Source organism: Citrobacter sp. Cf132, assembly GCF_030333885.1.
GTDB lineage: Bacteria > Pseudomonadota > Gammaproteobacteria > Enterobacterales > Enterobacteriaceae > Citrobacter > Citrobacter freundii.
The window spans coordinates 752,676-767,303 of the sequence record NZ_JAOWFA010000071.1 but is presented as its reverse complement, the minus strand read 5'-3'; the positions used below and the strand labels follow the sequence as shown (position 1 = coordinate 767,303).

Sequence of the window (14,628 nt, the reverse complement as noted above, 5' to 3'; positions counted from 1 at the left end):
TTAATAAAGTTCGTGGTTGTGGCGGCGGATCGTTTCTACATTGATGCGCCCGAGCATTTTGTAATAACTCCACACGGTATAAAGCAGAACGATCGGTAGAAAAATCAGCACAATAACCAGCATGATACTGAGTGTCATCTGGCTGGAGGTGCTGTCCCACACCGTCAGGCTGGAGAGCGGATACGCGCTTGAAGGCATCACAAACGGAAACAGGGTGATTCCAGCGGTGAAGATCACGCAGGCCTGGCCCAGTGAAGCAAACAAAAATCCCCATACGGCCCGACGTTGTCCGCAGGCATAGATCGCGAGCATCGGGAAAATCATGCCAAGCAGCGGAATAATTAACAGCAGTGGTGACTGATAAAAGTGCGCCATCCACGCGCCCGGCGAGGTAGTTACTGCTTTTAATAGCGGGTTGGAAGGACCATTAGGATCCTGGCTTAGCAACACATAGCCATCGATCCCCGTCCATAGCCAGTAACCGGCTAACAGAAAGCAGAGCACGACCAGCATCGCGCTGCGGCGGGTAGCAGACAGCGCACGTTGGTGAAGAATGCCGTCGGTCTTCAACTGGAGCCACACGCCTCCTTGCAGAATAACCAGCATCAGGCTTAATGCGCCGCACAACAGGGCAAAGGGTGAGAGTAACTGCCAGAAGGTGCCCAGGTATTGCACATGAAGCTGTGGTGTGAAGATAAAAGGCACGCCCAAAAACAAGTTACCGAATGCAACGCCGAAGATAACTGGAGGGACCAGACTGCCAATCACCAACCCGGTATCCCACATGGCGCGCCAGCGTGCATTGGCTATTTTTCCACGATAATCAAAGGCCAACGGGCGAAAGAAAAGGGCGCACAACACCAGAATCATCGCCACATAAAACCCTGAAAATGCCGCGGCATAGACCCGCGGCCAGGCCGCGAATAATGCACCGCCCGCCAGAATGAGCCACACCTGGTTACCTTCCCAGTGCGCTCCGACGCTATTGATTAGTACCCGACGCTCATCATCGTTACGCGCGATCAGCGGCAACAGGCAGCCAACCCCCATATCAAACCCGTCGGTGACCATAAATGCCACCAGGATGATGCCAATCAGCAGCCACCAGATGAGCCGTAACGTTTCATAATCCAACATGATTATCTCCTTTATCCCTGTTGTTGCGCTGGTTGTTGGTTATGCATTGCATCCGGGCCAAGGCGCGCGTATTTCTGCATCAGGTAGACTTCGGCAATTAAAAACAAGGTGTAAAGCGTGAGAATTAGCCCCATGGAGAAGGCCAGTTGGCCTGCGCTTAACGCGGAGTGGGCGTACCAGGTCGGCAAAATATCCTGAATCGCCCACGGCTGGCGGCCAAACTCCGTCATAAACCAGCCGGCTTCAATGGCAATCCACGGTAGCGGCAGGCTCCACAGCGTCATGTGCAGTACCCAGCGATGCTGGTCGATACGCCAGCGTAAGGTCTGTATCAGGGCAATCGCCATCACCAGCAGCAGAAGTGAACCGCATGCAATCATGATGCGAAAACTCCAGAATACCGGTGCTACTTGCGGGATCGCACCGCGTTGTGCGGCCTGATATTGCTCCGGAGTGACATGGTTCATATCAGGCGCGTAGTTCGCCAGCAGGATGCCGTAACCCAGATCTTTCTCCACAGCGTGAAAAGCGTTCAGCACCTGAGGCGTGCGGTTACCTTTGGCGATTTCCTGCATCAGCAGCCACGCTTCCCGACCTCGTTGCAGGCGGGGAAGAGCATCCTCCATCAGATTTTTCAGCCCCGGAACCGGCGTGTCTAAAGAGTGCGTGGCCAGGATGCCCAGCAGAGCCGGTATCTTCACAGCAAAGGCGTTACGTTCTTGCTCCTGCTGCGGCCAGGCGATGACATGAAAGGGCGCGGGTGCCGGTTCGGTTTGCCATTCGCCTTCCATTGCCGCCAGTTTTACCGGCTGGCGTTGGGCAACCTCATAGGCTGAGCTGTCACCCAGTTGTAGAGTGCCGAGGATAGCCAGCGTGCCAAAAACGGAACCCACCGCGAAGGAACGCCGGGCGAACTCGCGATTGCGACCGCGCAGCAAATACCAGGCGCTGATGGACATAACAAACATGGCGCCGGTGACATAACCGGACATCACGGTATGCACAAATTTCACCTGGCTGATGGGGTTAAAGACCAGCTCGCTAAAGCTGCTCATCTCCATACGTAGGGTATCAATATTAAAGTGAGCGCCGGTTGGATATTGCATCCAGCCGTTGGCGTTGAGGATCCACAGGGCCGAGATATTGGAACCAAACGCGACCAGCCAGGTGACCATCAGGTGTTGGTATTTGGTTAAGCGTTGCCAGCCGAAGAAGAACAGACCAACGAACGTGGATTCGAGGAAGAAGGCCAGCAGGGCTTCCATTGCCAGAGGCGCGCCAAAAATATCTCCCACATAGTTAGAATAGAGCGACCAGTTAGTACCGAACTGAAACTCCATGGTCAGGCCGGTTGCCACGCCGAGCGCAAAGTTAATCCCGAATAACTTGCCCCAGAAACGCGTCATGTCGCGGTAGACTGTTTTGCCGGTCACCACATAAATGGTTTCCATGATGGCCAGCATAAAAATTAGCCCCAGCGTCAGGGGAACAAACAGAAAATGGTACAGCGCGGTCAGCGCAAACTGCCAACGCGATAAGTCAATGACGTCCCACATGCGAACTCCATCAGGCATTAGAGAGTGAATAGATAAGGAAGAAAACGCCAGACCCGCAGCATAAAAGCATGCGGGCCGGGAGAGAGGGTCAGGCCGGTGGACCAGATGTCAGCCAGCCGCAGACTTCATCCAGACGCTGGAGCGAGTCGCGAAGATCTTCCGGCGCAGCCTGCACCAGTTCCGGTAATGGACAGATCTCATAACTTTCGAGCAGAAGCCCTTTCAGGGTATCCAGACAGCGCACATGCCAGACATGGCGCAGCGCCGTGGCGTCGATTTGGCTCTCGCCGTAGCCGATAGTGCGGATCTGGATGTGTCCTTCGCCACATAACCGAGCAAGAAACAGGCGATCCGCATCGCTAATTGGCAGTTGTGTGAGGTTAATGCTATGGGGTTGCAAGGCCGGATCGCGCACGTGCGCCAGCAGTTCCTGAGCTAGTGTCAGGCCATTCATTAGCCCGTCCACCGGCGGGGGCAACAGGCTGTCGTCCGGCAGTGTATTGAACGTTGCCGCCAGCCACAGTGCCCGCGGCGCGCTGCCTGCTTCCAGATGCTCCTCCCACTGCCCGTTGTCATTCTGACAACGCACCCGCCAGATACCGCAGAAAATCGACTCCTGGATCTCGCATGCTCTGCCGTCAGCATGCTGGATGCGCACTGAAACTTCGCCTTCGCCGAGTAGCGTATTCAAAAACGTGAGATCGTCTGCGTTGAGCGCGGATAAATCCCATCCCAGCACGTCCTGTTTGGCGGGAATGCGCCTCCTGAGCTGCTGGCGCACATCGGCTAACAATGCCATCACCGCCGGACTGTGCGGGCAGTTTTCCAGTGATGCCATGCTGGGGTCGCTGTTGACCTGGCAGGTGAGGGGTAAGGGATTCATGCTGAAGCTGTCATCGTCCGGCTGCGTTCCCGGCCCCAGCAGATGAAAAAAAGTGTCGCTCATCGTTCAGACTCCGGCGGCGTGCGTGGTTCAACTAAGGGGCGCATCAGGTTGAGCAGATCGGCCCACGGGTGGATGCCGCTGAGAATGCCGCTCAGTTCGCCGTGGATAAACACCAGTGTGGCCGGGAAGCGGAATACGCCAAAACGATCGCCAATCGCCTCGCTATGCTCGAGATCCGCCATGGCGATGTGCCAGTCAAACTGGGGAAACTCGCGGAGCAACTCGGCAATCATCACCGGATTATCGCTGACTTCCGGTGTACGGCGGGGATCGCTACTGAGTAACACCACACCGTCGCGAACGTGGGTTATCCAGTCATCCAGTTCGGGCGCGGTTAGCGGCTGCCAGCCTCGTGCCAGCATACGTTGCCATAGAGCAGGAAAAGGGTTGTCATTCAACATGTTGCTTATCTCTCCAGCGTTACGCGATACTGGCGAATATGCACGCCTTCATAGTTTTCCATCGACAGGCATTCATAGTTCAGGCAACGCGTTTCATCGTTGGTCTGTGGCACAATCCCCCACGCAGCCAGTTGCGTAAGTGCAGCCTGCTCCGCCGCCGGAAGCTGAGCACGCGCGATGTCGGTCAGGCTGCCGCCATAGTCGTCCAGCTGTACCGGTTGAAGTCCTACAAGGGCGATGTGCGAGGGCAGATGGCCGCGAATGTCCGCCAGCGCCAGCACTTCGGAGAAGCTGTTCTGATGCAGACTCATTTTTTTGGCGCTGAGGTAACTGGGGACTTTTTCACCGGCGTAGGTTTGCAGGGTGCCCGGCGCGAGACCGTAGTCGATGGCGTCCAGCAACAGCAGATGACTGGCCTGCTCAACGTAGCCCAGCAGATTCAGCCCCTGCGTGCCGCCGTCGACGATCTCAACGTATTCCGGCCAGTGATAATGGGCGTACAGGCGTTCGGCGACGCGAATGCCAAAGCCTTCGTCTGCCCACAGCAGGTTGCCTAGACCCATCACGATGACGTGTGGTTCGCTCATGACGCCTCCTTGTCGTGCTGACCTTTGGGAAATTTGTGGCTACGGTAGCCATTGACCATGGTGGAGATGACGGTATCGTCAGACATGATGTCCTCACGAATCGCCATATACACATGGCCTACGATGAAGGCGGCGATGAACCACATCCCCAACCGATGCCAGCTGTGGATATCGAGAGAGTTCCCACCGGTCCAGTAGAAAAACTCCGTCACATAGCGGAAAGGGGTAAAAATGGCGTACTGGCTATGTTCGCTGTATAAGGCAAAACCGGTGAGGATCATAAAAACGGAGAGCAGGAAATAACCGCACATTGCCGCCTGCGCGATGGGGTTATGGCCGATATCATCTCCCGGTTTTTTTTCCAGAAACAGATACCAGCGCACGACCGAAAACGCGCCTCGCCACCAGCTGCGCCGCCAGACCGGCACGATAAAAAGTTCTCGTGAATAGCGATTACCGACGAAGGCCCAGTAAATGCGCATCAGCAGGATCACCGTGAACACCATGGCGGCGGAGAAATGTATCAGCCGGATGTCGCCCATATAGAACAGATAAGTGGCCTCACCGCTGACCGACGGCAGCGGTCGGCCAATGAAGTATCCGGTCACCATCAACACCAACATGCAGCCGACCGTCAGCCAGTGCCACAAGCGCACAGGCGCTTCAAACACATAGTGGCTGATAGCGGTATCACGCGCCTCACCGACGCGTGGGGATGTTTTTCCAGTCATCGTTCCGTTCCTTAACGCTTAGCGAACCTGGACGGCGATAAGTTCGCTGCCGTCGTCGCCGAGTACGTGGGTTGAACATGCCAGGCAGGGATCGAAGCTGTGCAAGGTGCGCAGAATCTCCAGCGGTTGATCCGGTATCGCCATTTGGGTGCCCATCAGCGCCGCCTCGTAAGCACCAATTTGTCCCTTCGGATCGCGCGGGCTGGCATTCCAGGTGGTCGGCACCACACACTGATAGAGATTGATTTTCCCGTCGCGAATCGATGCCCAGTGACCTAACGCGCCGCGCGGTGCTTCGGTAAAACCGATCCCGCGGCACTGCTGCGGCCAGCTTTCAGGCTCCCATTTTTCGGTGTTTGCGGTCGCCAGATTGCCGTTTTTCAGGTTGGTCATTAGCTTGTCGAAGAAATATTGCAGTTTGCTCACGGCCCACTGGGCTTCGTGCGCGCGGCACAGAATACGCCCCAGCGTCGACTGCATACCCGAAAGCGACAGCTTGAGGGAAGACATCATGCGATCGACGGATTCAATCGTGGCGGCATCCCCTTTGTGATAGGCAATCAGCGTGCGCGCCAGTGGTCCAACTTCCATGGCGTGTCCGCGCCAGCGCGGGGCTTTAATCCACGAATAGCGTTCCTGTTCGTTGAGCTGTTTGATATCAATATCGCTGCCTTTGACATCGCCCGGGTTATACCAGGGTTCAGTAATCCCTTCGAACGGGTGACGACCTAATTGATCGTCCGGATAACGGTACCAGGCATGATCGACAAACTCCTGAATTTGTTGCTGATCGGCCAGATCCACTGGCAGCACGTTTTTAAAATCACCGTTAATCACCGCGCCGCCTGGCATCAACAGGCTCTTCGCGCTGAAGTCATTGGCGATATCCGGGAACGCGCCGTAGCTCAAGACGCACTTATCAGAAAGCCCGGTGCCAATCTGGCTCCAGGACTTATTGAACTGACCGATAGCCAGCGCGTCAGGCACCATGACGTTGTTGATGAAATCAGCGGTGCGGGTGATGATCGACTGCACCAGGTTCAGGCGTTCCATATCGACTGCCCCAACCGCGCCGCGCTGATCGATATTAATCGCGCACGGCATACCGCCGACAATCCAGTTAGGATGCGGGTTCTTACCGCCAAACACTGTATGGATTTTGATGATCTCGCGCTGAAAATCGAGAGCTTCCAGATAATGGGCAAAGCCCATCAGGTTAGCCTCAGGCGACAGTTTGTACTGCGGGTGACCCCAATAACCGTTGCGGAAAATCCCCAGTTGACCGCCGTCGACAAATTTCTTCAGGCGATTTTGGACGTCAAAAAAGTAACCAGGGGAGGACTTCGGCCAGGCAGAAAGGCTTTGCGCCAGCTGTGATGTGGCGCGCGGATCTGCTTTCAGGGCATTCAGCACGTCAATCCAATCCATTCCGGCTAACTGGTAAAAGTGCACCAGATGGTCGTGGCACCACAGCGTCGCCAGCATAATATTGCGAATGATGTTGGCGTTGTCGGGCACCTTGATGCCAATGGCATCTTCAATGGCATACACCGATGCCAGGGCATGTACGCCGGTGCATACTCCGCAAATACGTTCGACAAAGGCCCAGGCATCGCGAGGGTCGCGCCCCTGCAGAATGATCTCCAGTCCGCGGAACATGGTGCCGCAGGAAACCGCGTTGGTGATGATATTCTGCTCATCAATGTTCACTTCACAACGCATATGGCCTTCAATGCGGGTTATGGGGTCCACAACCAGGCGGCGACCCGCATTGTTTAACGTATATCCCTGGGTTTGATACGAGTTGCTCATGCCTGGTTATCCTCTTTGTCCGGCTGCGGTTGTTCGGCTTTAGTTAACTGCTGTTTGTGGCGGTTATGTTGATTGACGGCGCTGGCGACTGCGTGGACGCCGACACCAGCCGCCACTACGCCAAGCGCGGTGAGGCCCACGGTGTCAGCGGTAGAATGCGTTCCCATCTGTGGAATATCGACCACGCGGCTGTAGAACGAACCGCGATCCCAGAAGCCGTTCTCCGAACATCCCAGACAACCGTGGCCGGACTGGATGGGGAAGGAAACTCCGCCATTCCAGCGGGTGGTGGAACAGGCGTTATAGGTGGTTGGCCCCTTGCAGCCCATTTTGTACAGGCAATAGCCTTTGCGGGCAGCGTCATCGTCCCAACTTTCAACGAACTCCCCGGCGTCAAAGTGGGCGCGGCGGTAGCATTTGTCATGAATACGCTGACCATAAAACATCAGCGGACGCCCCAGATGATCGAGTTCCGGCAGCCTTCCAAAGGTCACCATGTAGGTAATGATGGCGCTCATGACGTCTGGAATCGGCGGGCAACCGGGCACTTTCACGATAGGCTTATCGGTAATCACTTTATCGATCGGTGTTGCCTGAGTTGGGTTAGGCCGGGCAGCCTGCACGCAGCCCCAGGAGGCGCAGGTGCCCCAGGCGATAATCGCGCTGGCACCGGCGGCGGCTCTTTTAAGCTTTTCAATAAACGGTCGCCCGCCACTAATGCAGAACATCCCTTGTTCTCCCAGCGGAGGATTACCTTCGACGGCCAGAATGTATCGGCCGTGGTAGCGGCTTAGAATGTCTTCAAAGACCTCTTCGGCCTGTGTTCCGGCGGCGGCCATCAGTGTGTCGTCGTAATCAAGGGAAATCAGAGAGAGGATGACGTCTTTGGCGAGTGGGTGAGAGGAGCGGATAAATGATTCGGTACAGCAGGTGCATTCCAGACCGTGGATCCAGACGACCGGGATCCGGGGTTTGTTTTCCAGCGCCCAGGCGATTCTGGGCGTCATTCCGGCTCCCAACCCTAGCGATGTTGCCGCGAGGCTACAATATTTAAGAAAACTGCGCCTGCTCACGCCCTTGCGGCGCATCGCCTGATAAAAGGTCTCCTCGTTATTCGTATTCATAACACGCGTTTCTTCCCCCGTTGAGTTCTGGCGCACGCCGCCAGCGATAATCTAAAAAAGCCTATCCGATTAGCGGGGAGAAACAATGCAAAGTGTGTGGTTATGTCCTATTGCGATATTTTCGTGCCTGTTATCTGTTTTTCGCTTATTCGGCAATAAAAAAACGCACAGGGGGGACCGCCCTGTGCGTCGGGTTTATCGCGGAAGAACTTAAACCCCAAGGCGATCACGTAAGCTGTAATAGGCCGCGCCCATGGCGGTAAACGGAATGCGCAGGCTGCGGCCTCCCGGGAACGGGTAATGCGGCAGTTTGGCGAAAGCGTCAAAACGCTCGGCATCCCCGCGCAGCAGTTCCGAAATCAGCCGTCCTGCCAGGTGGGTACAAGTCACGCCGTGGCCGCTGTAGCCCTGCATATAGTAAATGTTGGTATCAAGACGGCCGAACTGCGGCATGCGCGACAGCGTTAACAGGAAATTACCGGTCCAGCGGTAATCAATTTTTACCCCCTGCAATTGCGGGAAGGTCTTCAGCAGTTTCGGCATCACCAGACGCTCAATATCGTCCGGATCGCGAGCGCCGTAGACTACACCGCCGCCGTACAGCAGGCGGTTATCGCCGGTCAGACGGTAGTAATCCAGCAGGTAGTTACAATCTTCAACGCAGTAGTTTTTCGGGATCAGCGAGCGCGCCATCTCCGCCGACAGCGGTTCGGTGGTTAACACCTGCGTGCCACACGGCATGCTGCTTTTTGCCAGCGCAGGTTCCAGTTTGTCGCCGAGGTAGGCGTTGCCCGCGACAATCACAAAACGTGCCGTAACCTGACCTTTTTCGGTGCTGACCACTGCCGGGCTGGTGTGCTGAATACGGGTGACTGGCGACTGTTCGAAGACGCGCCCGCCGTTCAGACGAATGGCGTTAGCCTCGCCAATCGCCAGGTTTAGCGGATGAATATGACCACCGCTGTGGTCGAGTAGCGCGCCGACATAACGATCGCTGCTGACTTCGCGGCGAATTTCGCTGCTATCCAACAGTTCAAGTTGCGTATTGCCGTAGCGTTCCCAGTTCGATTTCTGCTCCTCCAGCGTTTCCATCTGTTTGTGGTTCAGGGCCACAAACAGCCCGCCAGGACGATAGTCGCAGTCGATCTGATAACGTTTGATACGTTCGCGAATGATATTGCCGCCTTCAAACATCATACTGCCAAGCATTTTAGCGGCGTCCGGGCCGTAGGTGCGTTCAATGACGTCGATATCGCGACTGTAGGAGTTCACCAACTGACCACCGTTGCGCCCGCTGGCTCCGAAGCCAATTCGTGCGGATTCCAGTAGCACCACGTCGTAACCCATCTCTGATAAATGCAGGGCGGAGGAGAGTCCGGTATAACCACCGCCCACGACGCAAACATCACAGCTTACCGATTCGCTAAGGGTCGGGAACGGTTCGTATTGATTGGCGCTTGCGGCGTAATAACTGCTGGTATGTTCAGTCATGATTAAGACTCCAGGGAGATCCAGATGGTTTTTAATTCGCTAAATTTTTCCAGCGCATGCAGGGATTTATCGCGTCCGTTACCGCTTTGCTTATAGCCGCCGAATGGCACGGTCATATCACCGTCGTTGTAGTTATTCACGAAGACCGAACCGGCCTTCAGGCGGCGACTCATGCGGTGCGCGCGCGACAAATCGCGGGTCCAGACCGCGGCGCCCAGACCGTAGTCGCTGTCGTTGGCCAGCGCCAGAGCTTCGGCTTCACTGCTAAAACGGGTGATGACCAGTACTGGCCCGAAAATCTCATCGCGGCTGACGTGGGCTTGCGGCGCGGTGTCGACAAAAATAGTCGGGCCGATGGCCGCCGGGTGTACGTGGCTGCGGCCATCCAGCGCCAGCGTGCCTTGCGCTTCACCGTCGCGAATAAAACTGTGTACGGTGTCGGCATGCGTGTTGTCGATAAGCGTGCCCATCGTGGTTTCCGGATCCAGCGGGTTGCCCGGCTGCCAGTTTTTCGCCTGCTCTTTTAAAAGCGCGATAAACTCGTCGGCAATACTTTCTTCCAGCAGCAGACGCGTACCGGCGATACAAACCTGGCCCTGATTATAGAAAATACCTGCCGCTGCATTAGCGGCGGCTTTCGGCAGATCCGGGCAGTCGGCAAATACGATGTTGGCACTTTTACCGCCGGCCTCCAGCCAGACGCGTTTCATGTTGCTGTCGCCAGCATCTTTGAGCAGTTGCTTGCCGGTGCGGGTCGAGCCGGTAAACGTGATCACATCAACATCCGGATGCAGCGACAGTGCCTGGCCCGCCTCGTGACCGTACCCGCTCACAACGCTGAGCACGCCATCGGGCAAACCTGCTTTTTTAGCCAGTGCGGCCAGGCGAATCGCGGTCAGCGGTGATTTTTCGGAAGGCTTGAGGATCACGCTGTTACCCGCAGCCAGAGCCGGGCCGAGTTTCCAGCAGGCCAGCAGCAGGGGAAAATTCCACGGCACGATGGCCGCAATCACGCCCACCGGTTCGCGGACAATCAGCGCTAAATCGTTCACCGAGGTAGTGGCAACTTCACCATAGACTTTATCTATCGCCTCGGCGTACCAACGGATGGCGCGTGCCGCGCCGGGAATATCATCACGCAGGCTATGGCGAATCGGTTTACCGGTGTCGAGCGTTTCCAGTAGCGCCAGCTCCTCGTGATGCTGCTCCATTAAATCGGCGAGTTTGTGCAGCACCGCTTTGCGCTCTGCGGGTGATGCCTGCGACCAGTCCCCGCGTTCAAACACGGTGCGGGCTGCGGTGACTGCGCGGTCAACATCCGCTTTTTTGCCGCGGGCGACTTTGGCGAGCGGGCGTTGTCCTGCCGGATCCTGGGTAATAAAGGTTTCGTTATCGGTGGCGGCACAATATTCGCCGTTAATAAATAAACGGGTTTCCGGTGAATAATGGCTGGCTTTTTCACGCCAATATTTAAGATTCTGAAAGTTCATAGCTACTCCTTTTATATCAATAAGATAAAGTTCGTTGCTGATCTTTTTCAGGCAAAATCAGGCTGCACGATGCCCCAGGGATGTACCCTGTTAATGCGCGTTATTTAAGAAGGCCTGAGAAACTCAGGCCGCTACTGATTAGAACGTGGTGGGTGTGTGGGCACTGATGATGCGGCAGATCCCCGCCGAAGTGTTGCTGAAGCTGTGTGGTATGCCGGTGTTAATGGCATAGCTTTGCCCTGCAACAAGAGGATACGTTTGACCGTTGATGGTCAGTATCACTTCACCTTCCAGTATTGTGCCAATCTCTTCACCCTGATGTTTAATTCTCTCCCCGGTTGTCGTGCCTGGCTGATAGGTTTCAAACATCATTGCCAGTGTACGATTCGGATTTCCGTTGTGTACCAGCTTCATGGATACTCCCTGACTCCCGATCTCAATCAAATCATCCTGATTGATAACCACCTGCGGTTCGTCAGGCTTTTCCGGTTCCGCGAAGAACTCGGAGAGCGACAGCCCATATACTTTCAATAGCTTTTGCAGCGTACTGATGGCAGGACTGACTTTATCCTGCTCTATGGTGCTGATGGCGCTATGCGTTAACCCAGACAGTTCGGCGGCACGACGCTGCGAAAGACCCAATTGCTGGCGGATCTCTGACAAACGTTTACCCGGCGCCAGGCCGTCATCGCTCATAATTGCATTTCCTTAACTGTAGTGGTCAGAGTCGCTGTTTTTCAGCGAGGTGGTTCTGACAAGCGGTGATAAAACCTTCAAGTAACAAACGCGACAGGGCGTATTCGCTACTGTTCCATTCCGGGTGCCACTGCACGCCGAGCGCGAAAGGATGGTCATGGACGCTGGCCGCTTCCACTAATCCATCCTGCGAGCGTGCTTCCACGCGCAGCTGCGGGCCAAGGGTTTTTGCGCCCTGACCATGCAAGGAGTTAACCCAAAACGTGCTGCAACCTGGTATTAACTGAGATAGCAATCCTCCCTGTTGAACCTGGACTTCATGAGATGGCGCATATTGCTGCTCCACCGGGAGTTCCGCATCTTCACGATGTTCCAGGAACTGTGAGTGATCGCACAGGCGACGATACAGAGTCCCGCCAGTGGCGACAACTAATTCCTGTAAGCCCCGGCAGATGGCGAAAATGGGAATGCGCCTTTCGAGCCCGGCGGTAATTAGCGCCATGCTCAGAAGATCACGCCCGGGATCGGCGTCAGACTCATCGCCATTTTCACCATAGAGGTGCGGCTGCACATTGCTTGGGCTTCCTGGCAGGAAGATACCATCCAGTTTCGGTAACAGCGCGTTCAGCAATTCGGGTTCCGCGAGCGCATGGGACAGCGCTATCGGTAATCCACCGGCATTTAATACCGCATTCAGGTACTTTTCTTGCAGAGTCTGGGTCTCATGACCCTTAAGCCTGTTCCTACACATCACTACACCAATAACTGGCTTGTCAAATATATTGCCCATGATCGACCTCACGTTTTGGAATAAATTATTGCCAAACGGTTCCTTGTTGTGCAATTCCGTTCATTATTTTCTCAATCTAGCAGCGGAATAACCTTCTAGCAAACTTAATTTAACATTTGACAAACAATTTGTTTGCATCCAGAGTCGAATGGTGGACATTATATTTAACAGTCAAATCACAGAGCAGCTTACCAGGCCAACGGCGGTGAATCATGGAAACCAATATCGTAGAAGTTGAGAATTTTGTTCAGCATTCTGAAGAGAGACGAAGTAGCGCGTTTGCGCGCGAAGTTAAGCAGTATCTGGAACGCTATCCTAATACGCAGTATGTGGATGTGCTGTTAACCGACCTTAATGGTTGTTTTCGCGGTAAGCGCCTTCCGGTTGCTGGATTGCATAAGTTAGAGAAAGGCTGCTATTTCCCGGCATCTGTTTTCGCGATGGATATTCTTGGCAATGTGGTCGAAGAGGCGGGATTAGGCCAGGAGCTTGGCGAACCGGATCGGACTTGTGTACCGGTGGCAGGCACGTTAACCCCTTCGGCCGCCGATCCTGAATTTATTGCACAGATGATGCTGACGATGCTGGATGAAGATGGCGCTCCCTTTGACGTTGAGCCGCGGAACGTACTGAACCGACTCTGGCAGAAACTTCGCCAGCGCGGTCTGTTCCCCGTCGTAGCGGTAGAGCTGGAGTTCTATTTACTCGATCGTAAGCGCGATCCCGAAGGTTATCTGCAGCCGCCGTGCGCGCCGGGTACGGACGATCGCAATACCCAAAGTCAGGTTTACTCGGTTGATAACCTGAACCATTTTGCTGATGTGTTAAACGATATCGATGAACTGGCCCGTTTACAGCTGATCCCGGCTGACGGCGCAGTGGCTGAAGCCTCCCCTGGGCAGTTTGAAATCAACCTCTACCATACCGATAACGTGCTCGACGCCTGCGATGACGCGCTGGCGTTGAAACGTCTGGTACGGCTGGTGGCGGAGAAACATAAGATGCATGCCACGTTTATGGCAAAGCCTTATGAGGAGCATGCCGGTAGCGGGATGCATATCCACATCAGCGTCATGAATAACAAAGGCGAGAACGTGCTGGCCGATGCGAATGGCGATGATTCCATGTTACTTAAGCGTGCGCTTGCCGGGATGATTGATCTGATGCCCGCATCAATGGCGCTGCTGGCGCCGAATGTGAACTCCTATCGCCGCTTCCAGCCGGGTATGTATGTGCCGACTCAGGCTTCCTGGGGGCATAACAACCGTACGGTGGCGCTGCGTATTCCCTGCGGCGATCGTGATAACCATCGGGTTGAATATCGCGTGGCAGGGGCGGATGCCAACCCGTATCTGGTGATGTCGACCATCCTGGCGGGGATCCTTCACGGTCTGGATAACGATCTGCCGCTGCAGGAAGAGGTGGAAGGCAACGGACTGGAGCAGGAAGGGCTACCGTTTCCTATCCGCCAGAGCGATGCGCTGTGGGAGTTTATGCAAAACGACAGTCTGCGTGAATTATTGGGTGAGCGTTTTAGCCACGTGTATCACGCCTGTAAAAACGATGAATTAATCCAGTTTGAACGTCTTATCACCGACACTGAAATTGAGTGGATGTTGAAAAACGCCTGACAGTCGTACAGGTCATTTAAAAAGAAGTCGCATCATGCGGGCTGAGCGGAGCCAGCCCGTCAAAATTGCAGGAATACCTGCCATTTCCCGGATGTCGCGTAATGGAGCGCGGGCGACAACGGGTCTTCAGATAACCGACAGAGTTTGTGACGAGGAAATGTGATGATGCCAATGTTTAAAAACCAGCCCCGCGTGAGCATCCATGGCTCCCGCAGTAAGTACGGACCGCATCTGTG

Annotated in this window: 13 protein-coding genes; 1 reads left to right on the top strand and 12 read right to left on the bottom strand. The window is 55.1% G+C overall.

Annotation, left to right across the window (positions count from 1 at the left end; translation table 11 throughout):
- The 12 genes from appB to puuD form a co-directional block, all read right to left on the bottom strand.
- A complete protein-coding gene (gene appB / locus OGV85_RS24160; RefSeq protein ID WP_003838730.1) occupies positions 1-1,137 on the bottom strand; it encodes a cytochrome d ubiquinol oxidase subunit II in 1,137 nt (378 codons plus the stop codon).
- Between the two features lie 11 nt (positions 1,138-1,148).
- Positions 1,149-2,693, bottom strand: coding sequence for a cytochrome bd-II oxidase subunit 1 (gene appC, locus OGV85_RS24155; RefSeq protein ID WP_008321019.1), 1,545 nt, complete (start codon positions 2,691-2,693; stop codon positions 1,149-1,151).
- A gap of 88 nt (positions 2,694-2,781) precedes the next feature.
- Positions 2,782-3,639: a hydrogenase expression/formation protein gene (locus tag OGV85_RS24150; protein WP_032948609.1), complete on the bottom strand. Its 858-nt coding sequence runs from the start codon at positions 3,637-3,639 to the stop codon at positions 2,782-2,784.
- Positions 3,636-4,040, bottom strand: a complete 405-nt coding sequence (hyaE, locus tag OGV85_RS24145; RefSeq protein ID WP_016149647.1) for a hydrogenase-1 operon protein HyaE — start codon at positions 4,038-4,040, stop codon at positions 3,636-3,638. The genes OGV85_RS24150 and hyaE overlap by 4 nt, the downstream gene beginning before the upstream one ends.
- 5 nt (positions 4,041-4,045) lie before the next feature.
- Positions 4,046-4,627 carry a hydrogenase 1 maturation protease gene (hyaD, locus tag OGV85_RS24140; RefSeq protein WP_048219577.1) on the bottom strand — a complete coding sequence of 194 codons (582 nt, stop codon included), beginning with the start codon at positions 4,625-4,627 and terminating at the stop codon, positions 4,046-4,048.
- The gene (hyaC, locus tag OGV85_RS24135) at positions 4,624-5,358 is read right to left on the bottom strand and encodes a Ni/Fe-hydrogenase b-type cytochrome subunit (RefSeq protein WP_003838720.1); all 735 of its coding nucleotides are present in this window, start codon (positions 5,356-5,358) and stop codon (positions 4,624-4,626) included. The genes hyaD and hyaC overlap by 4 nt, the downstream gene beginning before the upstream one ends.
- A gap of 18 nt (positions 5,359-5,376) precedes the next feature.
- On the bottom strand, positions 5,377-7,170 hold the full coding sequence (gene hyaB, locus OGV85_RS24130) for a Ni/Fe-hydrogenase large subunit (protein WP_181522623.1): 1,794 nt from the start codon (positions 7,168-7,170) through the stop codon (positions 5,377-5,379).
- On the bottom strand, positions 7,167-8,294 hold the full coding sequence (hyaA, locus tag OGV85_RS24125) for a hydrogenase 1 small subunit (protein WP_181522622.1): 1,128 nt from the start codon (positions 8,292-8,294) through the stop codon (positions 7,167-7,169). Before hyaA ends, hyaB begins: the two co-directional genes overlap by 4 nt.
- 210 nt (positions 8,295-8,504) lie before the next feature.
- On the bottom strand, positions 8,505-9,785 hold the full coding sequence (locus OGV85_RS24120) for an NAD(P)/FAD-dependent oxidoreductase (RefSeq protein ID WP_046669776.1): 1,281 nt from the start codon (positions 9,783-9,785) through the stop codon (positions 8,505-8,507).
- A gap of 2 nt (positions 9,786-9,787) precedes the next feature.
- Positions 9,788-11,275, bottom strand: coding sequence for an aldehyde dehydrogenase PuuC (gene puuC / locus OGV85_RS24115; protein WP_071687697.1), 1,488 nt, complete (start codon positions 11,273-11,275; stop codon positions 9,788-9,790).
- A 138-nt stretch (positions 11,276-11,413) separates the two neighbouring features.
- A complete protein-coding gene (gene puuR / locus OGV85_RS24110) occupies positions 11,414-11,971 on the bottom strand; it encodes an HTH-type transcriptional regulator PuuR (protein ID WP_003830877.1) in 558 nt (185 codons plus the stop codon).
- A 25-nt stretch (positions 11,972-11,996) separates the two neighbouring features.
- Positions 11,997-12,761: a gamma-glutamyl-gamma-aminobutyrate hydrolase gene (puuD, locus tag OGV85_RS24105; protein WP_181522621.1), complete on the bottom strand. Its 765-nt coding sequence runs from the start codon at positions 12,759-12,761 to the stop codon at positions 11,997-11,999.
- A gap of 212 nt (positions 12,762-12,973) precedes the next feature.
- Here puuD and OGV85_RS24100 point away from each other — a divergent pair, with 212 nt between their 5' ends.
- Positions 12,974-14,392 carry a glutamine synthetase family protein gene (locus OGV85_RS24100; RefSeq protein WP_032937032.1) on the top strand — a complete coding sequence of 473 codons (1,419 nt, stop codon included), beginning with the start codon at positions 12,974-12,976 and terminating at the stop codon, positions 14,390-14,392.
- The last annotated feature ends 236 nt before the right edge of the window (positions 14,393-14,628 follow it).